This is a genomic window from Fructilactobacillus sp. X8R4C1 (assembly GCF_059900905.1).
This window is the reverse complement of the sequence record NZ_JBWXVJ010000003.1, coordinates 103,137-129,058: the sequence shown is the minus strand read 5'-3', so window position 1 is coordinate 129,058 and position 25,922 is coordinate 103,137. Positions and strand designations below refer to the sequence as shown.

At 39.2% G+C, this 25,922-nt stretch carries 28 protein-coding genes and 1 other annotated feature; of the genes, 4 read left to right on the top strand and 24 right to left on the bottom strand.

The genetic code is table 11. The annotated features are described in order from the left end of the window. Positions 1 to 63: 63 nt before the first annotated feature. The 5 genes from asnS to AC6UDA_RS05440 form a co-directional block, all read right to left on the bottom strand. On the bottom strand, positions 64 to 1,461 hold the full coding sequence (asnS, locus tag AC6UDA_RS05460) for an asparagine--tRNA ligase (RefSeq protein WP_500711223.1): 1,398 nt from the start codon (positions 1,459 to 1,461) through the stop codon (positions 64 to 66). Between the two features lie 43 nt (positions 1,462 to 1,504). Further along, positions 1,505 to 1,713: a binding site (T-box leader), on the bottom strand. Between the two features lie 46 nt (positions 1,714 to 1,759). Further along, positions 1,760 to 2,509 carry a sulfite exporter TauE/SafE family protein gene (locus tag AC6UDA_RS05455; protein ID WP_500711221.1) on the bottom strand — a complete coding sequence of 250 codons (750 nt, stop codon included), beginning with the start codon at positions 2,507 to 2,509 and terminating at the stop codon, positions 1,760 to 1,762. A 23-nt stretch (positions 2,510 to 2,532) separates the two neighbouring features. Continuing rightward, entirely contained in the window at positions 2,533 to 3,279 is a 747-nt protein-coding gene (locus tag AC6UDA_RS05450; protein ID WP_500696847.1) for a sulfite exporter TauE/SafE family protein, read from the bottom strand. A gap of 25 nt (positions 3,280 to 3,304) precedes the next feature. After that, positions 3,305 to 4,078 (bottom strand): sulfite exporter TauE/SafE family protein, encoded by a 774-nt coding sequence (locus AC6UDA_RS05445; RefSeq protein WP_500711219.1) that lies wholly within the window; start codon positions 4,076 to 4,078, stop codon positions 3,305 to 3,307. Between the two features lie 17 nt (positions 4,079 to 4,095). Continuing rightward, a complete protein-coding gene (locus AC6UDA_RS05440) occupies positions 4,096 to 4,623 on the bottom strand; it encodes a GNAT family N-acetyltransferase (RefSeq protein ID WP_500711217.1) in 528 nt (175 codons plus the stop codon). Positions 4,624 to 4,780: 157 nt separating this feature from the next. Between AC6UDA_RS05440 and AC6UDA_RS05435 the strand changes: the two genes are divergently transcribed. Then, positions 4,781 to 5,662, top strand: a complete 882-nt coding sequence (locus AC6UDA_RS05435; RefSeq protein ID WP_500711215.1) for a 3-hydroxyacyl-CoA dehydrogenase — start codon at positions 4,781 to 4,783, stop codon at positions 5,660 to 5,662. A 59-nt stretch (positions 5,663 to 5,721) separates the two neighbouring features. Here the strand turns inward: AC6UDA_RS05435 and AC6UDA_RS05430 are convergent, their stop codons facing one another. From AC6UDA_RS05430 to cdaA, 12 genes are all read right to left on the bottom strand, one after another. Then, on the bottom strand, positions 5,722 to 7,062 hold the full coding sequence (locus AC6UDA_RS05430) for a dihydrolipoyl dehydrogenase family protein (protein WP_500706784.1): 1,341 nt from the start codon (positions 7,060 to 7,062) through the stop codon (positions 5,722 to 5,724). 81 nt (positions 7,063 to 7,143) lie between these two features. Beyond that, positions 7,144 to 7,746: a cation efflux transmembrane domain-containing protein gene (locus AC6UDA_RS05425; RefSeq protein WP_500696844.1), complete on the bottom strand. Its 603-nt coding sequence runs from the start codon at positions 7,744 to 7,746 to the stop codon at positions 7,144 to 7,146. After that, positions 7,736 to 8,056, bottom strand: coding sequence for an ArsR/SmtB family transcription factor (locus AC6UDA_RS05420; protein ID WP_500711213.1), 321 nt, complete (start codon positions 8,054 to 8,056; stop codon positions 7,736 to 7,738). The genes AC6UDA_RS05425 and AC6UDA_RS05420 overlap by 11 nt, the downstream gene beginning before the upstream one ends. An 87-nt stretch (positions 8,057 to 8,143) precedes the next feature. Further along, entirely contained in the window at positions 8,144 to 8,392 is a 249-nt protein-coding gene (locus AC6UDA_RS05415; protein WP_500694319.1) for a hypothetical protein, read from the bottom strand. Between the two features lie 50 nt (positions 8,393 to 8,442). Further along, positions 8,443 to 9,270 carry an HAD-IIB family hydrolase gene (locus AC6UDA_RS05410; protein WP_500711211.1) on the bottom strand — a complete coding sequence of 276 codons (828 nt, stop codon included), beginning with the start codon at positions 9,268 to 9,270 and terminating at the stop codon, positions 8,443 to 8,445. Positions 9,271 to 9,365: 95 nt separating this feature from the next. Next, the gene (locus AC6UDA_RS05405; RefSeq protein WP_500711209.1) at positions 9,366 to 10,409 is read right to left on the bottom strand and encodes a lactonase family protein; all 1,044 of its coding nucleotides are present in this window, start codon (positions 10,407 to 10,409) and stop codon (positions 9,366 to 9,368) included. A gap of 102 nt (positions 10,410 to 10,511) precedes the next feature. Beyond that, a complete protein-coding gene (locus tag AC6UDA_RS05400) occupies positions 10,512 to 10,826 on the bottom strand; it encodes a hypothetical protein (RefSeq protein WP_500696028.1) in 315 nt (104 codons plus the stop codon). 57 nt (positions 10,827 to 10,883) lie between these two features. Beyond that, positions 10,884 to 12,029 (bottom strand): ABC transporter ATP-binding protein, encoded by a 1,146-nt coding sequence (locus AC6UDA_RS05395; RefSeq protein WP_500711207.1) that lies wholly within the window; start codon positions 12,027 to 12,029, stop codon positions 10,884 to 10,886. Positions 12,030 to 12,174: 145 nt separating this feature from the next. Further along, positions 12,175 to 13,992 (bottom strand): glutamine--fructose-6-phosphate transaminase (isomerizing), encoded by a 1,818-nt coding sequence (gene glmS / locus AC6UDA_RS05390; RefSeq protein ID WP_500711205.1) that lies wholly within the window; start codon positions 13,990 to 13,992, stop codon positions 12,175 to 12,177. Between the two features lie 201 nt (positions 13,993 to 14,193). Further along, entirely contained in the window at positions 14,194 to 15,546 is a 1,353-nt protein-coding gene (glmM, locus tag AC6UDA_RS05385) for a phosphoglucosamine mutase (RefSeq protein ID WP_500694313.1), read from the bottom strand. 17 nt (positions 15,547 to 15,563) lie between these two features. Next, the gene (locus AC6UDA_RS05380; protein WP_500694312.1) at positions 15,564 to 16,535 is read right to left on the bottom strand and encodes a CdaR family protein; all 972 of its coding nucleotides are present in this window, start codon (positions 16,533 to 16,535) and stop codon (positions 15,564 to 15,566) included. A 2-nt stretch (positions 16,536 to 16,537) separates the two neighbouring features. Beyond that, positions 16,538 to 17,386: a diadenylate cyclase CdaA gene (gene cdaA / locus AC6UDA_RS05375; protein ID WP_500694311.1), complete on the bottom strand. Its 849-nt coding sequence runs from the start codon at positions 17,384 to 17,386 to the stop codon at positions 16,538 to 16,540. Between the two features lie 167 nt (positions 17,387 to 17,553). On the opposite strand from cdaA, the gene AC6UDA_RS05370 reads away from it, so the two are divergent. Next, a complete protein-coding gene (locus AC6UDA_RS05370; RefSeq protein WP_500694310.1) occupies positions 17,554 to 18,204 on the top strand; it encodes a DUF1361 domain-containing protein in 651 nt (216 codons plus the stop codon). Between the two features lie 37 nt (positions 18,205 to 18,241). On the opposite strand, the gene AC6UDA_RS05365 is transcribed toward AC6UDA_RS05370, so the two are convergent. After that, the gene (locus AC6UDA_RS05365; RefSeq protein WP_500699778.1) at positions 18,242 to 20,353 is read right to left on the bottom strand and encodes a cation:proton antiporter; all 2,112 of its coding nucleotides are present in this window, start codon (positions 20,351 to 20,353) and stop codon (positions 18,242 to 18,244) included. Positions 20,354 to 20,368: 15 nt separating this feature from the next. After that, the gene (gene murB / locus AC6UDA_RS05360; RefSeq protein WP_500711203.1) at positions 20,369 to 21,268 is read right to left on the bottom strand and encodes a UDP-N-acetylmuramate dehydrogenase; all 900 of its coding nucleotides are present in this window, start codon (positions 21,266 to 21,268) and stop codon (positions 20,369 to 20,371) included. A gap of 100 nt (positions 21,269 to 21,368) precedes the next feature. Between murB and AC6UDA_RS05355 the strand changes: the two genes are divergently transcribed. Both AC6UDA_RS05355 and AC6UDA_RS05350 read left to right on the top strand, forming a co-directional pair. Beyond that, positions 21,369 to 22,139, top strand: a complete 771-nt coding sequence (locus AC6UDA_RS05355; RefSeq protein ID WP_500711201.1) for an exodeoxyribonuclease III — start codon at positions 21,369 to 21,371, stop codon at positions 22,137 to 22,139. A gap of 14 nt (positions 22,140 to 22,153) precedes the next feature. Continuing rightward, positions 22,154 to 22,687, top strand: a complete 534-nt coding sequence (locus tag AC6UDA_RS05350) for a 3'-5' exonuclease (RefSeq protein WP_500694306.1) — start codon at positions 22,154 to 22,156, stop codon at positions 22,685 to 22,687. 19 nt (positions 22,688 to 22,706) lie between these two features. On the opposite strand, the gene AC6UDA_RS05345 is transcribed toward AC6UDA_RS05350, so the two are convergent. The 5 genes from AC6UDA_RS05345 to smpB all read right to left on the bottom strand — a co-directional run bounded on the left by AC6UDA_RS05345 (position 22,707) and on the right by smpB (position 25,911). Further along, entirely contained in the window at positions 22,707 to 23,195 is a 489-nt protein-coding gene (locus tag AC6UDA_RS05345) for a GNAT family N-acetyltransferase (protein ID WP_500711199.1), read from the bottom strand. Beyond that, on the bottom strand, positions 23,182 to 23,661 hold the full coding sequence (gene tsaE / locus AC6UDA_RS05340; RefSeq protein WP_500694304.1) for a tRNA (adenosine(37)-N6)-threonylcarbamoyltransferase complex ATPase subunit type 1 TsaE: 480 nt from the start codon (positions 23,659 to 23,661) through the stop codon (positions 23,182 to 23,184). Before tsaE ends, AC6UDA_RS05345 begins: the two co-directional genes overlap by 14 nt. Before the next feature lie 15 nt (positions 23,662 to 23,676). After that, on the bottom strand, positions 23,677 to 24,651 hold the full coding sequence (gene pta / locus AC6UDA_RS05335) for a phosphate acetyltransferase (RefSeq protein ID WP_500711197.1): 975 nt from the start codon (positions 24,649 to 24,651) through the stop codon (positions 23,677 to 23,679). A 2-nt stretch (positions 24,652 to 24,653) separates the two neighbouring features. After that, the gene (locus AC6UDA_RS05330) at positions 24,654 to 25,355 is read right to left on the bottom strand and encodes a uracil-DNA glycosylase (RefSeq protein ID WP_500694302.1); all 702 of its coding nucleotides are present in this window, start codon (positions 25,353 to 25,355) and stop codon (positions 24,654 to 24,656) included. Between the two features lie 82 nt (positions 25,356 to 25,437). Beyond that, the gene (gene smpB, locus AC6UDA_RS05325) at positions 25,438 to 25,911 is read right to left on the bottom strand and encodes an SsrA-binding protein SmpB (protein WP_500694301.1); all 474 of its coding nucleotides are present in this window, start codon (positions 25,909 to 25,911) and stop codon (positions 25,438 to 25,440) included. Between the last annotated feature and the right edge of the window lie 11 nt (positions 25,912 to 25,922).

Below are 25,922 nucleotides of genomic sequence, written 5' to 3'. Positions count from 1 at the left end.
TTTCATTTGAATTGTTACAAAAGATAACAAAAAGCTCATGATTTCTCATGGGCTCATTTTAGTCTAAAATTTAATACTACCTTGGGTTCTTGGATAAGGGATAACATCACGAATATTATCCATCCCAGTGACATACATCAGTAATCGTTCGAAGCCAATTCCAAAGCCAGAGTGCTTAGTACCACCGTATTTACGTAATTCGAGGTACCACTCGTACTCATCCTTTGATAAATGAAATTCATCCATTTTGTCAGCCAATTCTTGCTCACGCTCTTCTCGTTGGCTTCCTCCAACTAGTTCACCAATTCTTGGAACCAGAAGGTCTGAAGCAGCAACGGTCTTACCATCGTCGTTATCACGCATATAGAAGGCTTTGATATTGCGTGGATAATCGGTGACAAACACGGGTTTGCTAAACACTTTTTCGGATAGATAACGTTCGTGTTCAGCCTTTAAATCAATCCCCCACTTAACCGGATATTTAAACTCAACGTCGGCTTTTTCAAGCAAGTCAATGGCTTCAGTATACGTGATCCGCGCAAACTTCTCGTTCACAGTAGTTTGAAGCAACTTAAGTAAGTTGCCGTCGACGTTATCATTTAAGAACTGGAGGTCCTCTGCAGCATTTTCAAGTAAATAATTAATAACATACTTTAACATGTCCTCAGACGTCTTAATAATGTCATCAAGATCAGCAAAGGCCATCTCTGGTTCAATCATCCAAAATTCGGCAGCGTGGCGTTTAGTATGCGAATTTTCAGCTCTAAAAGTTGGACCAAAGGTATATACGTTTCTAAATGCCAAAGCAAAGGCCTCGACTGGTAATTGTCCACTAACGGTTAAGTTCGTCTCTTGACCAAAGAAATCCTTTGAGTAATCGACTTTACCATTTTTATCCTTTGGAAGGTCATTTTGATCTAAGCTAGTGATCTGAAACATCTCACCAGCACCCTCCGTGTCACTACTAGTAACAATGGGAGTGTTTACATAGATAAAGCCGTGTTTTTGCATGTATTCATGAATCGCAAAGGCTGCCATCGAACGAATCTTGAAAACAGCGTAAAAAGTATTGGTTCGAGGACGTAAATGTGCAATAGAACGAAGGTACTCAAGTGATTGCTTCTTCTTTTGCAGTGGATAGTCTAGATCAGAAACACCCTCAATCTTAACTTGCTCCGCATGAATTTCAAATGGCTGTGGGGCGTCTGGGGTGTCCACGAGTTTTCCAATTACTTTCAGAGTTGAACTAATCGGCAGTTTGATGATGTCATCAAAGTTATCTAGATCACTCTTGACAATTACCTGAACATTCTTAATGTATGAACCGTCGTTGATTTCGATAAAGGCAATTTTTTTAGAATTACGAATGGTTCGAATCCATCCTTCTAGAACTACTGATTCATTACCAAAATCGTGTTTCTTAGTGTACAAATCTTTTGCTAAAACGTTTTGTTCTTTCATACTTAACAACTCCTTTTTAGACAATAAAAAAGACCTCATCTCAAAAAGGGACGAGGTCATCGCGGTACCACCCATATTGTTTATGTAACATAAACCAACTCACACAATGATAACGGATTGCGACCGTTAGCCCTACTTCGTTCAAGCTTTAAAACTCAAGGTGTTTTTCCCATTAACTCTTTATCGAACTCTCACCAACTTCGACTCGCTATAAAAGAAATTAATGGTACTCGTCCTCTTTATTGTCATATCTTATTTGATTTAAAAATACCATAATCATAGGCTGGTTGCAACAGGATTAGTAAGTTTTAATTCCTAAATAAATGGCCAATAAAATTGCCAAGATTCCGACCCCGTACTTCATGATATTGGATGGGATGAGACGTACGATGGCTGGTCCAATGTATCCGCCAATCATCAATCCAATCGTTAACGTAATCAGAACTGGCCAGTTAATCTGAATTGTAAAAATAAAGATCAAAGCCGAGATCCAATTCATAACTAGTGATATCACATTTCGAATGGCATTATCCACGGCATATGACTCATTTAAGGCTCGCATTAAAATCGCCATGATCAAAATTCCACCACCAGCACCAAAATAACCTAAGTACATTCCAACCAACGTCAGTGCGATGGCGGTAATGGTCTTACCCCATAATCCCAAATGGGTTTTCATTAACTGCTTTTGACTCTTTGGTAGCATGATCAAAATCCCAGACAACATGATGACAACTGGTGCGATATCCGCAAAGCTCTTGTTGGAACTATGAAGAAGGATTAAAGAACCAAGTGCGGATCCGATTCCGGCAAAAATAACCACTTTTAGAATGGTTTTACTTTGACCCTTTAATTCTCTTTGAGATGAAGCCACTGCGCTCATGTTACTAAACGCAAAACCAACGATGTTAGTCACACTAGAAACGATTGGTGATAGTCCGGAAGCCAACATTGCTGGATATGAAACAACGCTAGCAAGTCCCACAGCGGTTCCCATAATTCCGCTTAAAATCCCAGCAAAAATCAATAAGAAATACTTTAAAATCAAACTTCCACTTTCTCCTTGTTTTATTAATAAGTCTTAATTCCCAAACAAATCGCTAATACAATGGCACCGATCCCAACCCCATACTTCATAACATTGGATGGAATATGACGTACGACTGACGGCCCAATATATCCACCTACTAGTAACCCAACTGTGATGGCAATCAAAGCCACCCAATTAATTGGCATCGTAAACATAAATATGATGGCCGAAATCCAGTTCAAAATTAAAGAAACAAAATTTCGGATTGCATTACAAACAGCATAGGGTTGATTAACGGCTCGAAGTAAAATCGCAATCAACATGACTCCTCCGCCAGCACCAAAGTAACCTAAATACATCCCAACAAAAAGAAGTGCAATGGCGGTAATTATTTTCCCCCACACGGTCATATGCGTCTCAGATAATTGTTTTTGACTCTTTGGCAGCAACATCAAAACTCCCGAAATCATAATGATGATTGGGGCAACGTTTTCAAAACTTTTATTCGAACTGTTAAGTAAAATTAAAGAACCAATAATGGTCCCAATTCCAGCACAGATGGTAACCTTAAAGATGACTTTGCTTTGTCCCTTAAGTTCTTTTTGGGACGCTAAAATGGCACTTGAATCACTAAAGGCAAAGCCAACCGTGTTGGTAACGTTTGCAACGATCGGTGCAAATCCTGCCAGAAGCATCGCTGGATAAGCAACCAAACTGGCCAGTCCAACCGTACTTTCAAGCACCCCACTAACAACTCCTGCCACTACTAAAAAAATTAAATTCCACATAATATTTTCCCTACATTCATCTTTTTTAAAAATATGCCTGATATGCTAAGAAAGCAGCCAGGATAATCGCACCGATCGCAACCGTGTATTTCATTACAGCTGATGGAATCACTCTGACAATAATGGGACCAATGTACCCACCAATAAACAGCCCAATGGCAAGCACCACTAAAGCACTCCAACTAATTGGTGTCGTAAAAATAAAGATGACAGCTGATACTGCGTTCATGGTTAAAGTCGTCACGTTTCGGACCGCATTACAAATAGCGTATGGTGCATCGATAATTCGAATCAGGATGGCAGCCATTAGCACTCCGCCGCTGGCACCGAAGTAGCCAACGTAAATCCCGACAATCACAATGGCAATCGCGGCAATTGCACTCGCTGTTTTTGAAATACTTTCAGAAGCAAACGTTGACTGTCGTTTTGGAATTAACATTAAAACTCCAGACAGTAAGATGACAAAAGGAGCAACATCTTGAAAGCTTTTATTGGAACTATGTAACAGGATAATTGATCCAATAACCGCACCAATGACCGCAAATAGCATAACGTGAAGAGTGACCGAACCCTGTCCTTTGAGCTCTCGTCTCGATGACAAGACGGCACTCGTTCCGCTAAAAATAATTCCCACCGTAATCGTGACGTTTGCCATAATTGGTGGTAATCCAACAAACAAAAGTGCCGGATAAAGAATCACACTTGCCATGCCAACGACACTACTCAACGTTCCGGCAATGATGCTAGCAATTAAAAGAAAAATACCATTAAATAACAACGAAAGAACCAACTTTCCCAATTAAGATTATTAACTACTTACTTAATGTTACCACTAATTGGTTTTTCCATTATCAAATCACGCTGAGCACTCTTGCCCAATTGAAAAACATGATCCCCAACTTGCTTAAATCCCATTTTTTGATAGAACTTCAGTCCAGCATTATTATGTTCCCACACGCCAAGCCAAACCTTTCCTTTCCCTTTTTTCTGCGCCTCATTAACAGCCAAATCAATCAATTCGGTTCCTAGACCGTGACGTTTAAATTCTTTTTTCAAATAAATTCGTTCCACTTCTAAGAGATGCGGACCCATTTCTTCAGATTGAGCATCATCAACGTTTAACTTTAGATAACCAGCTAATTTTCCATCAACGTAGGCAAAATAAAATTGAGAATTAGGATCAGAAATTTCATTCTTTAATTTTTCCGGATCGTAGGCATTATCCAAGTATTGATTTAAATTTTCAGGTTTATTTTCGGTTCCAAACGTCTCGGCAAACGTTTCCCGACTAATGGCTCGTAAAGCACTAATATCATCAATCGTTACCCTTCTAATCTCACTCATCATTTTGAACCTCCATTAACAATTTAGTTAATATTTTAACTAATTTACTCTGGCTTGCAACCATTGTCATTTATAACAGATAAAGAAGGTTGCTTAAGCGCTTTCACTAGCATAGAATAGAAGTGGATAATAAGTAAATATATAGGAGGAAATCACCATGACATTCAATAACGTTGTCATTGTCGGTGGAGGCACCTTAGGCTCACAAATTGCTTTCATGTCGGCTTTTCACGGAAAAAACACTACTATTTGGGGCCGTTCAGACGGCTCACTCGATCGTGCTAAGGCGCGAGTAGCTCGTTGGGAAAAAGCAGTAAAAAAAGACATTGGAGCTACCGATGAACAGGTCAAGAACGCAGAGGAACATCTCCATTACACCACTGATTTAAAGGCCGCTCTTAAGGGTGCTGACTTAGTTATCGAGGCTCTTTCTGAGGATCCAGATGTTAAAAATGACTTTTACAAAAAGTTCAACGATTTAGCTGATCCAGATACTGTTATCGTTACTAACACTTCGACTTTACTACCATCACAGTTTGCTGATGCTACTGGTCGTCCTGACAAGTATTTGGGTTACCACTTCGCTAACTCAATTTGGAAAAACAATACCGCTGAAATCATGTCACAATCTAAAACTAATAAGGATCTTCCAAAAGAGATGGAACGGTTTTCACGTGAAATTGGAATGGTTCCAATCCTAGTTAACAAGGAACAACCGGGTTACCTATTAAACTCACTGTTAGTACCATTTCTATCAGATGCTTTAGTCCTCTGGAACAATGGCGTTTCTGATCCTGAAACGATCGATAAGGCATGGATGATTGGAACTGGTGCACCACTTGGTCCTTTCGCTATTATGGACATTATTGGGATGAAAACCATGTATGATATCACTAAGATGTCAACTAACCCAGAAGTTAAAAAAGCTTCCGAAAAATTCAAGGATATGATTGACCAAGGTAACATTGGTCTTGAATCTGGTAAGGGCTTTTACACTTATCCAGATCCTGATTTCAGAAAACCGGAATTTCTTAAATAGAATTAGATACAAAAAAAGTTCGCCATTTGACGAACTTTTTATTTTATAGATTTTTAATTTTATAGATGATTCAAAGTCTCAGAACCAAGGGTTGGGAACAATGGGATCAATTCGCTCATCTTTTCTGGTGAGATGTGATACTCAACAAATGGTGCCAAAGTACTAATAACGTTATCAGCTTCAGAACTGATTTCAGTAGCACCTACTAGGTAACCTTGTTTGTCGGTGATTGAAATGGTCTTACCTTTGTTCTCCTGCATTGCAAATCTGAACCAATCAGTGGCAAGGTCTGATTCTTTAACATCATACTTATCAGGGTTGGCCTTAGCTTCGTCAACACTAACACCGATCTCAGCAATTCGTGGTGATGAGAAAACTGCACTTGGAACAGCTGGATACTTAATTGGATCAGTAGTAGCACCAGTAAATAACTTGGTAAGGTACATTGACTCAAAAATGGCAGTTGGAGTTAACTTACCAACTTGTTTATCAAGAACATCGCCAGCAGCGTAAATGCTGTCAACTGAAGTTTGAAGATGATCATCAACTTTGATTCCGTTCTTATCGTAATCAACGCCAACTTCTTTAAGACCGAATCCTTCAACGTTCGGATCACGGCCAGTTGCGTCAAGAACCCAATCAGAGTCAATGTCGTCTTTGTTAGTCTTGACTACAAAACCATCACCTGATTTTTCGATTGATTCAGGATCAACGTTTCGAATGATTTGAACTCCTTGAGATTCAAGATCTTTAAGTAATGACTCAACAAATGGTTGATAAAACTTTCTTAAAGCCTTGTCATGGTGCAATAGGATGGTAACCTTAGTTCCAGCATTTGCTGCGATTGTAGCAAATTCAATGGCAATGTATCCACCACCGATAACGGTCATGTGTTCTGGTTGCTTTTCTAAGTTCAAGAAATCAGTTCCATCGTATGCCAAGTCAGCACCGGGAATATCAATCTTGTGATAATGAGCTCCAGTTGCTACAACAAGTTTATCAGCGGTGTACTTGGTACCGTCAACGTCGATGGTGTGCGCATCAACGATCTTTCCATACCCATGGATCACATCGATGCCAACACTCTTTAGACCTTGTTCGATTCCACCAGGTAATTGACTGATAACTTCTTTTTCATGCTTAACGTTATCGGCCCAATTGATCTTAGTAGTTCCATCTAAGCCGTGTCCTTGGAAGTTATCAACGTCTTTTTTCATCTTAACTGGGAAATCTAAAGCAATCTTAGCGTTACATCCACGGTTAGGACAAGTTCCACCAATCTTGCCAACTTCAATAATGCCAGCTTTTTTACCCTTTAGGGCCAATGGAATAGCACCGTTAAAAGCACCATGTCCACTTCCTAAATACAATACATCAAATTGATAATTGTTTTCACTCATACTTAACACCTCACCTTTTAGTTTTGTACAACTAAACTTTATACAATTATTATTATAGTTCTATAATTGCACTTGTCAAGATTAGCTCTCCACAAGACATTCTAATGCTTCCTTACCAATAAGGAAAACAATTAGAATTGCTGCTGCTGAATCGATCCACCAAATATGGAAAAAATAATTAAGCAAAACTCCGATAAGCACCGTCCCAGCAAGATAAGCACAAGTAACACTACACATGGCATCCTGAATTAAAGCGTTAGAACCAATTACTTTCCCAATCCAATACTTAGCATAGGCGATCATTGGCATGATAATAAGAGACAAAATAGAAATGATGATCCCCATCAGACTGCCATCAGCACCTTCATGCTGAAACAAATTATATCCAGAAGTAACTAGAATATAGACACACAGAAGGAGCAAAATGATGCTAACGATCTTCGTGGCAACCTTATCCACTCGATTAATGTCAATTTTTGAACTCCCTTTAAACTCAATTTCCAAACGAAATAGTAAAACAAATCCAGCAATAATCTCCATCAAACTATCAAGACCAAACGCAATTAATACAATTGAGTGGGCATCGATCCCGGCCTTTAAGCCAACCGAAAATTCTACTATCATCCAAGCAATCGCAACCAACTCAACTATGATTCCATATCCAACCACGTTTTTAGTTTCCATGTTTGACACCCCTTACCACATGATCCGAATGAGCTAGTCCTTCATTTACAATGTCCATAATATGAGGATCATCCAGGCGATAATAATTTGACTTGCCCTTCCGTTCTCTACTTACCAATTGATGCTTTTTAAGCATTGCCAATTGATGAGAAGTAGCTGATTGTTCAAGCCCAAGTTCCTCACTAATCTCACCAACGTTGAGTAAGTGATTTTCTAACAACACTAACATTTGAATCCGAACCGGATTACTCAAAATTTTAAATAACTCATGAGCTTCTTCTAATTTTTTGGGATTAATCTTAGAATCCATGATTTTCTCCTTATATATGTAATTTATTTCATATGAATACATTATCATATGTATCCTAATAAAAAAAGCCACAACGGCTAATTCATTTTAATCCTTGATTCCATGACTTTTAAAAACAATCTGATTAATAGCGTGATCAATGTCACCAAAGTCAGAAAAAGCCTGGTTAATTGCATCGTTAATCGTAACTTCATCTGAAATCTTAGCTAATGCATCTTTTACGATTGAACGTTTCAACTCAATCTTGTACATCTCAACATCAGGAGTACTTGGATATTTTTCAAAGTACTTATCCAAACGTCCTTCAACAATGTTATTTAATTCTTCGTTATTCATTTTTAATCGCCTCACGTATATTTGTACTGTCATTACCTTACTAAATGAAACTACTGATTATCTAAAATGGTATCAATTGTCCTTAGAACCCCATCATCGTTATTATCAAACTCGGTAACGTGACCAGCGGCGTCCTTTGCCTCCCGAATGCCATTCTTCATAGCATAACTATTCGGGGTTAAATCCAACATTCCTAAATCATTCTCATTATCCCCAAATGTGACAACCTCTTCAGGATTGGCATCATATTTTTTCATCAAATAGCGCACGCCAGTTGCTTTGTCAACCCCCTTTACACCAATTAGGTCGGTATTAAAGCCAGAGTTTAAACTCTCAAGATTATCTGGAAGCATCTGTCGCATTTCATGAACTTTTCGCATCACGTTTGCACCTTGCTTAAACGTCACACCAACTTTTACTAATTGATCATCAGTGTTCTCACTTGTGATGTTAGCCAAATCATTCAAACGGACCGTATTACTATAGTATTGTTTCATTAACTGATACATTTTTTCGGGTAGCCTTTTATCTACATAAGTACGCTTAAGCCCAGATACGTTAACCCCGACAATGTCAGGGCCAAAATCATCATAAAGCATCTTTAAAGTCTGTTTAATCTGATCATCATTCAGCGATTCGGCATGAACTAAATCATTCCCACGATAAATTACTGAACCATTTTGAGAAATAAAATCCATTTGGTCCCGATAATCAATAAACAGGCTTTGTAATTTATCATTCGGTCCGCCACTAGCTACGGCAAAATTAACGTTTTGGTGTTTCATTTTTTGAAACGTTTTTAAAAACTTAATCTCATCATATCGATTAGCTTCATTTAAAAAGGTTTTGTTCATATCTGTCACAATTAATTTAATCAAAATCTCCACCCCACCTGTTTAAATTAATTATATCAATTTGTTAAGGGAATGAAAAAAGTTAACGCTATAAAAGCATTAACTTTTAATTAAATTAACTATTTTCGAGGAGCAACACAGGTTCCCTCTGGTACCGCAAAATCCTTTTGAATGACAGACAACTTACCATTCTCATGATTTCGCTCGTACAAGGTTGCGTTATTAGTGTTTTGATTTACAGCAATTAGGAAGGATTGATCTGAATTAAAGTTAAAATCACGTGGGAATTCCCCTTCAGTTGAAATTACTTGAATTCGCTCTAAGTCACCATCACCTAGGACCTTAAAAACAGCAATCGAATCATTGCCACGATTAGAAACATACACAAACTTCTCATCGTTAGTTATTCGAATTGCAGCTCCACCATTGGCATCTTTATAGTCATTGGGAATAGTTTTAACAACCTGTTGGACGGTAAAGATGCCAGCTTCTTCATTATAATCAAGAACTGCAATCTTACTACTTAGTTCACCAATTAAGTAAGCCTTTCCCGTCGATTCAGCAAAAGCAATGTGTCTTGGACCAAATCCAGGTGACAACTGAATCTCACTAACAGGAGTAATCTCACCCGCGTCAGAAACATCATACAAATAAACTCGATCCAATCCCAGGTCACAAATCACTAAGCGATCATCAGGAGTTAGATCGGCATAGTGTGGATGAGGACCACTTTGTTGTTCTGGTAGTGGACCGGTCATTCCATCGTCATGGATTCGCTGTGATTCTTTGACAGTCCCGTCACTTTCAATGTGATACGCAATGACATTACCAGTATGATAATTTGCTGTATAGACCATCTGGCGTCCTTCGTCTACAGTAATGTAGGCTGGTGAGGGACCAACTTCAATGTCTTCTTGCATTAATTTAGCTGGCATGGTACTGCTATCAAAAACAGCAATCCCACCACGTGTTTCCGCTTCATCTTGATTACGATCAATCGCATAGATTTTATGGTCACTAGATTCCACAACGTAAGTTGGACAGCTAATTTGCGCAATTAACTGAGCATTTTCCAGCTGTTTTTTGTCTTTGTCTAATTCAATTTGGTAAACGCCCTTACTAGTTTTTTGGGTATAAGTTCCAATTAAAAATTTTTCAGTCATCATCAACACCTCCAAATATTATTCATACTCATTATGCCATATTTGATGGTTGGTGATAACAAATATTAATGATTTAATTCACAAAATGATTAGCCAATTGATTTAACCAATATGGTTCTCTTTTAAAATCATCTGGACTTCATGATCCATTGCTGGGGTTCGTTTCCACTCCTCAAAGTGGTCAAAGTTTTCCTTTGGCATCACATAATTCTGGTTAACATAGTTCTCGTAATTAATGACATGAACGGAGTGAGGAATGTTTAGTTGAAGGATCCGAACCTGTTTAATCATTTTTCGTTCTGCAGCAAGCTCAGCTCGTCCGTTCTGCACCATGTTGCTGATTTCAAGGTACTTAGAACCATCTAATCGCGTAATTTCCTCAATCAATGTAAATGTTTCATGACTCTTCATTGCCATCTAAATCTTCCTCCTAAACAAAAATGCTATTATTCACTTTGAATAATAGCAAAATTTTTATCGTTGTCCCCAGGCATGTTTCTCAAGTTGTTTGTATTCATGCTTGGTGACCATTACTGATTTACCATTCTTCTTCTGGTACCTCATCTTCTTACTTGGGTGAATGATATAACTTGGATGTCTAACAACCGCCATCGTTGGATGACCAGATACATTTACCAAGCAAAAGAAAATCATGGCAAAGAAAACCGCCCACGTCATAATCTTAGTGGTCAATGGCATCTTTTCTTGAATAACTTCACTATAGAACCGCTTATGGATGGTTCGTGCTGGATTAGGATCATTCGGGTGATCCTCAGCATACTCATTAGTAATTTCCTTTTGATACTTATCAATATCAAAATTCTTCTGAATGGTCTTTTCTTTTTTCTGGAACTGTTTTTTCTCTTTTTTGCTTAACGATTTAAACCACTTGATGAACTTCTGATATTCGGAGACGACTTCTTCCATCGGACCAATTTTCCGTAGCTTCCCGTAGTTAATCCAAGCAACTCGATCACACAACAAACGAACCTGCTTTAGTGAATGAGATACAAAGATAATGGTCTTACCTTCTTCTTTGAATTCATCAATCTTATCAACACATTTTTGGTAGAAAGTATCGTCACCAACGGATAAGGCTTCATCAATAATCAAAATGTCTGGCTTAATGTGAACGGCAATGGAAAAGCCAAGTCGGGACCTCATACCACTAGAGTAGTCTTTTACTGGTTGGTCAACAAAATCACCAATATCCGCGAAGGCAATGATGTCGTCCATCATATCGTCAATTTGGCGGTTTGTAAGTCCCTGCATCAATGACTTCATGCGGATGTTTTCACGGCCAGTTAAATTCTTTCTCAATCCAGCGTTAATCGCAACAATCGAAGTGTCTCCGCGCACATCAACTTGGCCGGTCGTTTGCGGAATAATGCCGGAAATAATGTTAGAAATGGTCGACTTTCCCGAACCATTTACACCAATAATTCCCAATGCTTCACCAGGCTGAACGGTAAATGAAATTCCCATCAAAGACCAAAAATGTGGGGTTTTATTTTTCTTTGATAATGAGAAAAACGACTTTAATTTGTCAGATTGAGTCTTGAACATGTCATACTCTTTGGTGACATCTTGTACTTTAATTTTATAATTTTTTTCAGTCATGGTTTACTTCCTAAATTCAAAATTACAACTGACACGATAATAAAATAATACGAGAAAATTACTAAAATGTAAAGAAAGTTCAGTACTCAACGATGCTTCAACAACATAATAAAAGAGCTACCAAGAATGGTAGCCCTTAAAAATATTATTCAACTGTAACACTTTTAGCAAGGTTTCTTGGACGATCAACGTTCAATCCCTTGTTCAAACTAGTGTAATAAGCAATTAGTTGAGCTGGAATGACACTAAGCAGCGGCGTTAACAACTCATTAACGTCCGGGATCACAAACGTATCACCATCTTGAGCTAGACTTTGTCGCACGATCGTCAAAGCACTGGCACCACGAGCTGCAGTTTCTTCCAGATTACTACGAGTTAATCCAGCGGTCTTCTTTTGGGTGATAATACCAATCACTGGAGTGCCCTTTTCAATCAATGCAATTGTTCCGTGCTTAAGTTCACCAGAAGCAAAGCCTTCCGCATGGACATAAGAAATTTCTTTTAACTTCAACGCTGCTTCAAGGGAAACAGTGTAATCAACCCCACGGCCGATGTAAAAGGCCTGTTTAGCATCAACGAAATATTTCTTAGCAATTTCATCAATCTTATCTTTTTCTTCAACAATTGACTGCATCCCAGTCGCAACCAAACCCAATTGTCGTGCTAAATCAAAATCTTTTGCGACCTGACGATTACCCCGCATACCAACGGCCTTTGCCAAAATGGCTTGGATTGCAATTTGAGCAGTATATGCTTTAGTTGAAGCAACTGAAATTTCTGGACCAGCATTAAGCAACATCGTGTAAGTTGCTTCGCGCGACAATGTCGAATTAGCAACATTAGTAATGGTTAAACTAGGAAAATGATGCTTGTTAACGTTCACTAAAACTTCCCGACTGTCAGCGGTCTCCCCACTTTGAGTCAAAAAGATAAAAAATGGTTTCTTAGAAAGCAATGGATCTTCGTAAGCAAACTCGGATGAGACATGCACTTCAGTTGGAATTCCAGTGTACTTCTCCATCAAATCTTTACCGACTAATCCAGCATGATAACTGGTACCAGCACCCACGATATAGATTCGATCTGAATCAAGGATGGTATCCATTACGCCACAACCAACGTTCATGTTTCCGTCTGCATCAAAGTACTCTTTAACTAATTTTCTCATGACATTGGGTTGTTCATCAATCTCTTTAAGCATGTAGTAAGGATAAGTCCCCTTATCAGACGCACTTGGATCAATGGTTACCTTGAACTGATGACGCTCTACTGGCTTACGGTTTTCATCAAGGATGGTTACCTTATCAGGCTTTACAATCGCAACGTCACCATCAACCACCTCAAGAAAAGTATCAGTAACGTCTAACATAGCAATTGAATCAGAACATACTACGTTGAAACCGTCACATAATCCAATCAACATGGGGCTTTTGTTTTTGGCTGCATATAAAGTATCTGGATCTTCTTTATCCATTAAAATGAAAGCATATGAAGAATTCTTAAGGAGTGAAAGCATCTTAATGAAGGCATCCTTTGTACTCATTTTGTCTTCAGTCACAAACTTATCAACCAATTGAACCGCCACTTCGGTATCAGTTTGACTATGAAACTTAACGTCTGATAAGTATTCTTTCTTCAATTGTTCATAGTTTTCAATCACACCATTGTGAACCAGATAGAACCGGTTGTCATCTGAGAATTGTGGATGAGCATTCTCAATGTTTACCCCACCGTGAGTAGCCCAACGAGTGTGTCCAATTCCGGCAGTTCCCTGTACTTCTGGCCCAATCTTTTTCTTTAAATCGTCGATACTTCCGGTCGTTTTCACTAAATAATCTTTGTGGTCTTTTCCTTCCACAAAGATTCCGGCTGAATCATATCCTCGATATTGTAATTTTTCTAATCCATTAACTAAAATGGATGTCGCATTCTTATTGCCTGTAACTCCAACGATTCCACACATGGGAATGACCTCTCTTTAAAATTGGTATAGATGTATTTAAATTTTATTTATATACTTAACATCTTTGATAATAATGGTTTCACAAGTGTTTGTCAAATATAAGTTAGAATTGGTATAGCACCGATGAACGAAATTTAATAAAAATTTAAGCATAATAAAAGAGTTAACAAACGTTAACTCTTTTATTAATTCGTGATTGCTTTATTCAATTCCCATGTCGTCTCTAACAACGTCGGCAATTTTGTTCGCATACTTATCACTTTCTTTTTGAGTCGGAGCTTCCACCATAACTCTTAGCAGCGGCTCAGTCCCACTTGGTCGAACCAAGACACGACCATTCCCATTCATTTCATCTTCAACATCATCAATGGCCTTTTTAACATTATCATGATCCATCGCGTGCTTTTTGTCAGAAACCTTCACGTTAACAAGACTTTGAGGATATTTTTTCACTTCGTCTGCTAATTCGGAAAGAGGTTTACCGGTTTCTTTCATAATATGCATTAATTGCAGACTGGTTAGCATCCCATCTCCAGTGGTATTAAAATCCAAAAACACAATGTGACCAGATTGTTCGCCACCTAGATTGTAACCATTGGCTTTCATTGACTCAACCACGTATCGATCTCCAACTTTAGTTTTCACACTATTTAAGCCGTTGGCTTCCATGGCTTTGTACATTCCGAGGTTACTCATCACTGTCGTAACAATGGTGTCATGCTTTAATCGACCATTAGCATCCATATACTTACCACAGATGTACATAATCTTATCACCATCAACGATGTTTCCCTTTTCATCGACAGCAATGCAACGATCACCATCACCATCAAAGGCAATTCCTAACTGGGAACCATTTTCAACAACCATTTTTTGCAACTGTTCTGGGTGAGTGGAACCGACGTTATCATTAATGTTTAGTCCATTAGGTGAGGTCGCCATTGTTTTAAAGTCAAGGCCAAGGTCAGCGTAAAGACGGGGAACCAAGTTGCTGGTAGCCCCATTTGCGGCATCAACTGACACCTTAATCCCACTTAATTCATCTGGAATCGTTTGGGACAGAAAGTGAAGATACTTTTGCGATGCTTCGGTGTACTCTGCTGAAGTGCCTAATCCCTTTGCTGAGGGACGTGGTAAGTCATCAGTATCACTTTCAAGAATCTTCTCGATGTCAGCCTCGATGTCATCGGACAATTTATATCCGTCACCGCCAAAGAATTTAATTCCATTGAACTCAGCGGGATTATGTGAAGCCGTAATCATAACTCCGGCATCAGCACTTTGATCTCTAACCAAGTATGCTACTCCGGGGGTAGTGACAACTCCGAGTTGAACCACCTCAATTCCAACGGACAACATTCCAGCTACCAAAGCATCTTCCAACATCTGTCCAGAAATTCGTGTATCTCTTGATACCAAGACACGTGGCTGATGATCTTGAACACTGTGCTTAGTCAGAGCATAACCACCTGCACGACCAGCCCGAAAAGCCAATTCTGGGGTTAAGTCTTTATTCGCAACTCCTCTAATTCCGTCTGTTCCAAAATATTTCATATATAGTCCTCACTTTATTACTTATTCTTTGCGTTAATCTGTACTTTAACCGTTTCCGGATCCAAGCCACTTACTTTGGAGTTACCCGCATCAAGTGAAACCGTCTTAGTATTATCACCAGACATGTTTTCGACATCAACGTCGGCATTAACCGAATTAATCCCATCAATCGTGTCTTTATCACCTAACAATAACACATCAGATGGATCACACTTAACGTCATAGGTCTTACTTGCCTGCTTATTAACTAAATTAACCTTGACTGGTACTCTCTTATTATCACCCGCTGAAACCGGTAAATCAACCGAACTTGTTGATGGGGTAATAATAACGTTGATGGTCTTTCCTTTTTTGTCTAAAGCCTCAATCACCGCATCCTGTTTTATATCACGCTTGGTGTTAGGCTTCAAGTTAGTTTTAGCAACTACTGAATCAATTCGATTAATTTGATCACTCGGTCCAGTCACTTTTGCAGAACTGACGTCTAACGACGGCTTTCCGGCCTTATAACCAGAAGCAATGTTTTTCTTGTCGTAGACAGCTTTTACGGGGAACTTAACGGTCCGGCGTGGTTGAATGTTAACTTTAATGCGAGCAGGTTTAATCTTACTCTTAATGTCAGAATTTAGCCCCTGCTGTTGTAATTTAACGATGTGTTCTCCGGGCCCCAAATTACTAAGGTTAGCGTACACCTTAAAGTTCTGGGTATTAGCGGTTGTAGTGACTAACGCCGATGGTCCTGACAACTGGACGTTAACTTTTTCTGGATAACCAATTACAAAATACTTGTCTGAGTTTACGTTGAGCTGTAATGGAACTGACAGTGTCTTGGTTTTATTAGCTGCCATCTGGGTGCTTTTAGTCGAATTACTGGTACTGTTAGTGAGACCCATATCATTTTTGCCATCATGAACATAGAAAAACAGTGCAATTGTAAAGACTAGTGCCAAGATAGCATAGAATAATTTACTCCGAAAAGATTTTTTCATGGCTACTTGTCACCTCCGAAATGCTTCTGAAAGAAACTAATCGCACGAGTCACAATCGTTGGATGTTGCTCCTGTCGATCACGAGGAATCAACTGACTTCTCAGGTATTTCAGGTAATCCTCCTGAGTCATCCCACGAAGAAGCTCATTGTTTCTAGTGATTGAAACTTCTCCCGTTTCTTCTGAGATAACAATCGTTAAAGCATCGGAAACTTCCGAGATTCCAACGGCAGCACGATGACGAGTTCCCAATTCCTTAGGGATCAAATTACTCTGCGATAACGGTAAGTAGGCAGCCGCTGCAGCAATCTTATCATCCTTAATGATGACCGCTCCGTCATGAAGAGGCGTATTGGGAATAAAAATGTTAATTAATAACTGACTTGAAATGTCAGCATCAAGCTTAATCCCGGTCTCAATGTATTCTTCTAGCCCGGTATGCATTTGAATGGTGATTAACGCTCCAATTCGACGCTTAGACATGTATTGAATTGCTCCATCTAAAGCATTAATCATCTTTTTGGCTTTTTCATCCTGATTCTGGGTTGCTCTAAAGAGTGAGCCGCGTCCTAATTTTTCAAGTCCGCGTCTAATTTCAGGTTGGAAGATGATAATGCATCCAATAACTCCCCAATTGATAATTTGATCCAGAATCCAAGATACCATCGTCAGTCCTAAATACCAACTGGCAATTTTAGCGATAATAATTACAATAATGCCGCGAAAAAGTTGCACTGCCCGAGTGCCACGAAGAAGCATGATTAACTCGTATATCACGAGCCAGACAACCAATATATCAATTAAGTTGCTTAGGTTATGTAATGTAAATAAGCTACTCCAATCAATCCCCATAGAACGACCTCCAATTTGTATATTATTATATCACTGAATTATTGCTGAAATAAAGGCAGTTAACTAATTCCAAATGTTAAAAAAATTAAATTCTATGGTTAAATTTCTAGTTTTTTTTGCTAATTTGGGGTTTAATTTATATATAGAAGAAAAGGGGTCAAATTATAATGTCACAAAATAAAAGATGGCAAGTTAGAATATTTTTCATTGGGTGGATCGTGCTTTTATTCATGTTTCTACGTGATACACGTTTCGGTTTTTTAGCGCTCAACACCCTTTTAGGATACATCCCAATTGAACTTAGTTTCCACATCGGTAACAAACCACACCAAAATAGTTTCGTGTTCTGGATCCTATCACTTCTGTGGTTATTGTTCTATCCCAATTCACCCTACATTCTGACCGACCTACTTCATCTCGCTTGGCTACATCCTGATGAAGCCAATGGGTTACTTCGACTTGATCCGCACGTCTGGTTTTTATACACATGCCTGATGATCAGTGCATTAAGCTGTGCCTTTATCGGTTTCTGGAGTTTAGTCCACGTTGCTAAGGCCATTGACGTTAAAATTCATTTATCCGGTAATTTTTCTAACTTCGTTACAATTGTGATTCTAACGGTTGCAAGTTCCATCGGACTATTCATTGGACGGTTTATGCGAGTCCACACAATTTACCTCATCCTTTCACCTAGGATGTACATTCGACCATTTTTAAACATGTGGAATATGCACATGGTCGTATTCGTATTTTTGATGACCGTTCTACAGTTAATGATCTACTGGATTTATTCCATTATCAGTAATAATAAGGAATAATATAAAATCCCCCACTTATCAATAAGTGGAGGATTTTTTAGTTATCATTCAACATTAGCGTTTCCTTATAATTAATGTCCTGACGCAAGTGAAGCCCCATCGCGTGACTAACTTTTTTATTATTAATCAATTGTTCCACAGCGCGACGTTCTGCTTCCAGTGCAACCGACCGCAATCTTAATAACTGATACTCAAAGACTTCATCATCTTCGTCGGGATCATCGTATGAATTGGCCCGTTCAATCTGACTCTGATAGAAAGTGACAATAAAGTGAACAATTTGTGAGTCAAAGTCCTGACCATTAATATCGCTTCGACTTAAAAAGTCTGAAATAGCATCAATGGCGGCCTGATCACCAACAATCGTAACAAGGCGTAATTCACTCTTGGTCTTTTTACTTTCTGATTCACTTACCTGCCAGGTTTTAATGGAATGAAGAATCGATGAAAACCATCCCGGATAGTACCAGTGATTTTTGCGATAGCCGTCGTAACCATTTGCAAACATTCGACGTTCCTCACGATTAATCCTTCGATTTGCAATCCAGTAAGTATCTTTTGAGATTTGTTGTTCACGATACAAATCTTTAACCGCGTCACGTTTTCCTTTTAAAGCAACTCGTCTCAAACTAAGTTCTTCATTGAGAGACGTACTTTCTGCACTATCGTCTCTCGTCTTTCTTAAAAGTTTTCGTAACTCAACCTGATAATCCAAAACAATATCATATACCGCTCGTTCATTATCATTGGTCTTATTATTTTCAAGACTGACAATGGCACTCTTTACGATGTAAATCCGAGCAGCATCTTCCGAAATATAGCCCTCCTGCTCATCTTCTTCATCTTCCGTCTCATCATCATCTTCATCCTTATCAATCAATGAGGCTCGGGTCTGAAGTGAACTAGCATCTGGGGAAATGATTGGCAAGATAATGGTAGCCGCAACTAAACTGATCACGATAACCATTGCGGCAATAAAAAGCATCAAAGAACGGTCGGGAAACTCCTTTCCATTCGATAAAAATGCGGGAACCGAAAGAATTCCTGCCATGGTAATGGCACCACGAACCCCGGAAATTCCAGCCAATAGCGCAACCGACAAACTGGGCTTCTTATTGGACCGTTTAGTAATGTAGTACGAAAAGAATTCGTATCCTAAAATCCAGACCACTCGAATTACCAAAAGAGCCACCCAAACGGCAAAAGCAATCCCAAACGAAGCTAAAGTTCGATATTCCGATCCATTGATGACCACCCTAGTAGCAACCGGTAATTCAATACCTAAGATTAAAAACACAATCCCGTTTAAACAGTAAACAATGACATCCCAAGTACGATTAGTCAACAAGTTGACTTCTGGTGACTTGGTATTGGTAACGTTAGTCTGTAAGTGATCAATAATCCCAGCGGCAACCACCGCAATAACTCCCGAAGCATGAAGAAGATCTTCAGCAATTACATAAATAATAAACGGTGTCAAGATGTGCAGGACGACGTTAAAAATCACGTCATTGAAGTGTACCTTTAATAACAAATTACGAAGAACAATAATTAAAGACATTCCAACAATTCCAATGATCAAACCCACTAGTGCGGTATAAACAAAATCAACCGCAGCGTGTTCCAAAGAAAAGTAACCGGTGACAACTGCAGCAATCGCATATTTAAACGCAATTAGCCCACTGGCATCGTTAATCAAGCTCTCACCTGATACTAGATGCAAAATATTACTTGGAAGATGAACACGCTTTGAGATGGACTGAACGGCAATTGGATCGGTTGGAGACAAAATCGCAATTAGAGCAAAACAGGCTGCCAGTGGCATTGATGGTACCAGCAAATTAACGAAATAACCGCCAATAATGGTTGTAATGAACACCAACCAGATGGCATTTTCAAAAATGGGACCACGTAATTCCCAAAGTTCTCGTTTTGGAAAATCACGACCATCATTAAATAGCAATGGTGCGATGAACAGCAATAAAAACCAGTCCGTGTTTAAATCAATTTTGAATTTAAAGAATAATGCTAATCCTAAACCAAGCAAAATTTGAATCAAACTAACTGGAATCTTAGTGACATAGTGAGAGATAATGCTAGAAAGCAGGACTAAAACTATTAATGTGATGACTGCCTCAACTATTACCATAAGCTATGTTTCCTCCTATTTCGGCTTACCAATAATTCGAACCTCAGTCTCAAGGTGAACCCCATTATCTTTATACACAGTTTCCTGAACGTGCTTAATCACATTCAAATAATCAGTAGCGGTGGCACCACCAACGTTAATGATAAATCCGGCGTGTTTTTTGGACACTTCAGCTCCGCCAGAGCGATATCCCTGTAGTCCAGCATCGTGGATCAACTTTCCAGCAAAGTATCCTTTAGGACGCTTGAAAACACTCCCACATGAAGGCCATTCTAAAGGTTGCTTTGACCTTCTCAGGTAGTTCAAATGATCCATCTCGTTTTGAATCTCACGTTTATTCCCGGGTTCAAGTTTAAAGGTCGCTTCCAAAACAACGTCCCCATAGTCCTGAATACTACTATGACGATAACCAAAGTCTAACTGGTCGTTGTTTAAAACAATAATCTCACCCTTACGCGTCAAAACCGTGGCTGATTCAAGTGCATACTGGGTCTCTCCCCCATAAGCACCGGCATTCATAAACACTCCGCCACCGACACTGCCAGGAATCCCAGCAGCAAATTCTAATCCAGTCAAACCGGCTTTTTGAGCAGCCTTAGTTGCATCAATGTAAGCAGCCCCAGCCTCGGCAATTACCCGATGATCTTCAGTTCTAATGTTATTCATTTGGGTCAAAATCATGGTTAACCCACGAATTCCACCATCTCGTACGATTAGATTACTGGCATTTCCCAGCACAGTAAGCGGCATTTTAATTTCATTTGTATAATTTAATAATTCTTCGGTTTCTTTAAATGATGAAGGAAATGCAAGAAAATCAGCTTTCCCACCAGTTTTAGTCCAAGAATACTTGGAAAGTGGTTCATCTTTTAAAATTTTAATATCCTTGAATTTTTTTGTTAAATCTTCAGTCATTCGTCATTTTCCTTTCTAATTATCCATATTACATTCTAGCACGTTATCATTATTTAAACACTTCTGATCGTGCTATACTGGCATTAAAGGAGGGGATACAATGAATTTTATCTCATGGAACGTAAATGGTTTACGTTCAGCAGTTAAAAAGAATTTTTACGAATTTTTTAATGAAACTGATGCTGACTTTTTTAATGTTCAAGAAACTCGAGTTCACGAAAATGATATTGCTTTAGAAGTACCAGGTGACTATTACCAATACTGGGACTCAGCGGAACGCCCCGGCTACTCAGGCGTAACTACTTTCACAAAGCATAAAGCTGATAACGTGTTTTATGGTGTTGATGGAAGCGATACTGACACCGAGGGCCGTTGTTTGACACTCGAATATCCTGACTTTTATTTAATTAATACCTACGTACCCAATTCAGGCGAAGAGCTGCAAAGACTCGACTACCGTCTTGATTGGGACCAAAAATTTATTACCCTTGTAAGTAAACTTGCTGAAAGAAAGCCGGTCGTGATTGGCGGCGATATGAGCGTTGCTTATCAACCAATTGACATTGATGACCCAGAAGAAGATCACCACAAGGCTGGATACACCCAACAGGAACGTGACGATTTTGGTCGATTATTAGCTTCCGGATTTGTAGATACCTTTAGAGCACTTCACCCTTACCAAAGTGGTGCCTATACTTGGTGGAGTTACCGTTACGACGAGCGAGCCCAAAATCGTGGTTGGAGAATGGATTATTTCTTGGTTTCTAACTCAATTCAAGATGACGTTGCCGAGTCAAACATTCTTGGTGAGGTAACCGGCTCAGATCATGCTCCGATCCAATTAATTACTGATGGACTTAAGATTGATTAGAGGAGAATCGTTAAATGAATTTTGCGGCAATTGACTTTGAAACTGCTGCGGGTCAACGAGCCAGTGCTTGTTCGGTCGCATTAACGGTAGTAAGAAATAACGAAGTCGTTGATGAGTTTTACTCATTAATTAACCCCGAATGTGAGTTTAACTGGCGCAATATCAATGTTCATGGTATTCATGAAAAAGATGTAATTGACTCACCAACCTTTCCAGAGGTGTGGGATCAAATTAGCCCCCTCTTTGATAGAAATAAGCTGGTGATTGCCCATAACAATAATTTTGATAATAGTGTATTAAAAAAGAGTCTGGAAAGGTATGGTTTATCAAAACCACACTATCAGACTCTTGATACCGTTAAGACTTCCAAAAAGTTTTACCCTGGATTTGTTAACCATAAGTTGAACACGGTTAGCGAGAACTTAGGGATCGAATTAAAACACCATCATAATGCGCTAGATGACAGCTTAGCGTGTGCTAACATCTTAATTTATGAATACCAGCAGTTTGGTAAAAACGCCGTTAAACCGTTCGTCAAGTTAATATAAAAAGGCTGAGAATTTTTTCTCAGTCTTTTTTTACGTTCATTTTCATTTCAATTACATGATCGTCATGTTCACTAGTGATAAATCCTAATTTTTTGTACAATCGAAACGCCCCTAAATTGGACTTTAAGACCGTCAATCGCAATTCATTAAGGTGACTAAAAGTGCCCACCCAGTCAATTGCTTCCCGAATCAGATTGGTCCCAAGTCCAATGTCCTGATAATCAGCTAAAACGGCGACACCAAGTTCCCCGGCAGTCTCGTCAACTTGACTAACGCTCAAGACTCCAATTAATTTCGTCCCAGCAACTGCCACTAAAATGATGTTAGTCCCAGTGGCATTCACCGCGTCAATGGCATCTGCTTCGGTTTCAGCGGTCAATTGATCAATCTGAACATCCGTCGTAAAGTTACTAGATTCTTGACTTAATCGTTTCATTAACTCGATTAGTGCTTCGGAATCGTCCGATTTAGCAGCACGAATCGTAATTTCTTCATTATCCTTTGCCAAGCACTAAGTCTCCTGACTTTAAAATCGAATCAAAATGCTGTCCCTTAGCAGTCATTTCAATTGTCCGATCGTTATCCCCCAGATCATCATTTCTAGTAAATCTGATTCTCAAGTACTGGTCGGGAAGTTCGTCCTCCGCAAATTTGGACCATTCAACGACGCTGACTCCATCACCGTTAAAATATTCATTCAGACCTAATTCGCCGGCTCCTCCCTCTTCAAGACGATAAACGTCCATGTGATAAAGGGGCAACCGTCCATTTTTGTATTCCCGAATAATGGTAAAAGTCGGACTTTTGATGTTTCGCTTAATTCCGAGACCTTTCCCAAGTCCCTTTGTGAAGGTGGTTTTTCCCGCGCCAAGGTCGCCATCGAGTAAAATAACGTCTCCAGCTTTTAAATCCGGGGCGAGTTCTTCGCCTAATTTTTCGGTTTGATCGGGACTATCAACCTTAAATTTAATCAATTCAATCGCCTCAAATTAAAGTGCTTGAGTAGCCGTGATAATGGCTACCTTGTAAACATCTTCAGCATTGCATCCCCTCGACAAATCAGAAACTGGTTGATTCAATCCCTGAAGAATTGGACCAATGGCTTCAAATCCACCTAAACGTTGGGCAATCTTGTAACCAATGTTTCCTGACTGAAGCTCTGGAAAGACAAAAACAGTTGCCTGACCAGCAACGTTTGAACCAGGTGCCTTACTCTTTGCAACCGCGGGAACAATCGCAGCATCAAATTGGAGTTCCCCATCAATTGGAGTATCTGGATCTAACTTTTGGGCAATCTTGGTTGCACTTTGAACTTTATCGACTTCTGGTCCCTTAGCTGAACCCTTGGTTGAAAAACTAAGTAAGGCAACTTTGGGATCGATATCAAACAACCGGGCGGTATGTGCACTTTCAACGGCAACTTCACCAAGTTGTTGATCATCAAGTTCAATGTTAATGGCACAATCTGCAAACAAGTAACGAGTATCACCCTTTTGCATGACAAAAGCACCACTAATCAACTTCACACCTGGTTTAGTTTTAATAATCTGAAGTGCTGGACGAACCGTATCACCAGTTGGGTGAGCTGCACCGGACACCATTCCATCAACGGTTCCCATGTATACCATCATCGTGCCAAAATAATTCGGATCTTTCAACCATTGCTGAGCTGTTTTTTCATCCGTTTTGCCATTACGCCGTGCAACAAGTGATCTAACCATCTCGTTGAACGTGTCAGAATCAACGTTTTGGATATCAATGATGGTAATTCCGTCTAAATCATTTCCGTTTTCTTTAGCAACTTGTTTGATTTTTTGGGGATCACCCAATAACGTTGGTTCAACCAAATTATCTTTTTTAAGCCGACTAGTTGCTTCAATGATTCTTGGATCTTCCCCTTCAGGGAATACTAACTTAATGTTTTTATCGTTAATCTTTGCTTTCAAACTATCAAAAAGGTCCATAATTAACTCTCCTTATTAGTGGCAGTGACGTGTTCCGGTAATTTCCAGTTAATCGGCGTCTCACCCATGGCTTTTAGTGCTTCATTCGTCTTTGAAAACGGTTTTGAGCCAAAAAAACCTCGATTCGCAGAAAGGGGACTGGGATGAGCCGACTGAATCACAATATTAGCGTCAGTATTAATCAACTTAATCTTATCCCTAGCAGCCCTTCCCCATAAGATAAAGACAACCGGTTCAGGACGCTTTGACAATTGTTCAATAGCATAATCAGTGAGTCTTTCCCATCCTTTACCACGATGAGAAAAAGCCACTCCATCTTGAACGGTCAAAACGGAGTTTAACAACAATACCCCTTGTTCAGCCCAACTCTTTAGATAACCGTGATTAACTGGTTTAATGCCCAAATCACTTTGTAATTCCTTATAAATATTCTTTAAAGATGGTGGAACAGCTACGCCTGGCATTACCGAAAAGCTAAGACCATTGGCTTGATTAGGACCATGATATGGATCTTGTCCCAGAATAACGACTTTCACCTTACTAAATGGGGTCCATTCAAATGCCTGAAAAATATGGTGCATTTCTGGATAAATCGTCTTGTTATTATACTCTTCAACCAAAAAACGCCTTAACTTTTGATAATATGGTTTCTCAAATTCTGGCTCCAGAATCGGCCACCAGTCGTTATGAATAAACGGTTTCACTATTAACACCTCCAATTTATTCTACCATAAAATGTGAATTTTTAGGCAAGCAAAAAGAGAGTGCTATTGCACTCTCTTTTAATTAATAATGTTTCATAACGCGATCAATTTGCCGTTGGGTATCACGTTGCTTTATGGTTTCACGTTTATCATATTCACGCTTCCCCTTAGCAACCCCAATCAGCACCTTAGCGTAGCCATGTTTTAAATAAACTTTTAAGGGAACAATGGTAATTCCCTTAGTCAAAGTCGCTTCACCAAGTTTTTTGATCTCTTTTTTATGCAACAACAACTTTCGATTACGCAATGGATCATGATTAAACTGGTTTCCTTGCGCATACTCACTGATGTGGACATTCATCAAATAAGCTTGTCCGTTTCTCACCTGCACGAATCCGTCCTTTAGATTCATACGGCGTTCTCTAACTGATTTAATCTCAGTTCCCGTTAGTGAGATGCCAGCTTCATAAGTATCAGAAATAAAGTAATCATGTCGGGCCTTTCGGTTAGTTGCCATTACGTTCTTTTCAGTTGGTTGATGCTTTTTTCTAGCCATGTTCCCATCCC

Excerpts from the sequence above, each read along its gene's own strand:
- AC6UDA_RS05435 (WP_500711215.1), top strand. The coding sequence starts at position 4,781 with ATGACATTCAATAACGTTGTCATTGTCGGTGGAGGCACCTTAGGCTCA.
- glmM (WP_500694313.1), bottom strand. The coding sequence starts at position 15,546 with ATGAAATATTTTGGAACAGACGGAATTAGAGGAGTTGCGAATAAAGAC.
- AC6UDA_RS05350 (WP_500694306.1), top strand. The coding sequence starts at position 22,154 with ATGAATTTTGCGGCAATTGACTTTGAAACTGCTGCGGGTCAACGAGCC.
- AC6UDA_RS05425 (WP_500696844.1), bottom strand. The coding sequence starts at position 7,746 with ATGGAAACTAAAAACGTGGTTGGATATGGAATCATAGTTGAGTTGGTT.
- AC6UDA_RS05400 (WP_500696028.1), bottom strand. The coding sequence starts at position 10,826 with ATGGCAATGAAGAGTCATGAAACATTTACATTGATTGAGGAAATTACG.
- AC6UDA_RS05370 (WP_500694310.1), top strand. The coding sequence starts at position 17,554 with ATGTCACAAAATAAAAGATGGCAAGTTAGAATATTTTTCATTGGGTGG.
- asnS (WP_500711223.1), bottom strand. The coding sequence starts at position 1,461 with ATGAAAGAACAAAACGTTTTAGCAAAAGATTTGTACACTAAGAAACAC.
- AC6UDA_RS05430 (WP_500706784.1), bottom strand. The coding sequence starts at position 7,062 with ATGAGTGAAAACAATTATCAATTTGATGTATTGTATTTAGGAAGTGGA.
- AC6UDA_RS05440 (WP_500711217.1), bottom strand. The coding sequence starts at position 4,623 with ATGAGTGAGATTAGAAGGGTAACGATTGATGATATTAGTGCTTTACGA.
- AC6UDA_RS05355 (WP_500711201.1), top strand. The coding sequence starts at position 21,369 with ATGAATTTTATCTCATGGAACGTAAATGGTTTACGTTCAGCAGTTAAA.
- pta (WP_500711197.1), bottom strand. The coding sequence starts at position 24,651 with ATGGACCTTTTTGATAGTTTGAAAGCAAAGATTAACGATAAAAACATT.
- AC6UDA_RS05380 (WP_500694312.1), bottom strand. The coding sequence starts at position 16,535 with ATGAAAAAATCTTTTCGGAGTAAATTATTCTATGCTATCTTGGCACTA.
- AC6UDA_RS05450 (WP_500696847.1), bottom strand. The coding sequence starts at position 3,279 with ATGTGGAATTTAATTTTTTTAGTAGTGGCAGGAGTTGTTAGTGGGGTG.
- AC6UDA_RS05420 (WP_500711213.1), bottom strand. The coding sequence starts at position 8,056 with ATGGATTCTAAGATTAATCCCAAAAAATTAGAAGAAGCTCATGAGTTA.
- AC6UDA_RS05365 (WP_500699778.1), bottom strand. The coding sequence starts at position 20,353 with ATGGTAATAGTTGAGGCAGTCATCACATTAATAGTTTTAGTCCTGCTT.
- AC6UDA_RS05405 (WP_500711209.1), bottom strand. The coding sequence starts at position 10,409 with ATGACTGAAAAATTTTTAATTGGAACTTATACCCAAAAAACTAGTAAG.
- smpB (WP_500694301.1), bottom strand. The coding sequence starts at position 25,911 with ATGGCTAGAAAAAAGCATCAACCAACTGAAAAGAACGTAATGGCAACT.
- AC6UDA_RS05395 (WP_500711207.1), bottom strand. The coding sequence starts at position 12,029 with ATGACTGAAAAAAATTATAAAATTAAAGTACAAGATGTCACCAAAGAG.
- glmS (WP_500711205.1), bottom strand. The coding sequence starts at position 13,992 with ATGTGTGGAATCGTTGGAGTTACAGGCAATAAGAATGCGACATCCATT.
- cdaA (WP_500694311.1), bottom strand. The coding sequence starts at position 17,386 with ATGGGGATTGATTGGAGTAGCTTATTTACATTACATAACCTAAGCAAC.
- AC6UDA_RS05415 (WP_500694319.1), bottom strand. The coding sequence starts at position 8,392 with ATGAATAACGAAGAATTAAATAACATTGTTGAAGGACGTTTGGATAAG.
- murB (WP_500711203.1), bottom strand. The coding sequence starts at position 21,268 with ATGACTGAAGATTTAACAAAAAAATTCAAGGATATTAAAATTTTAAAA.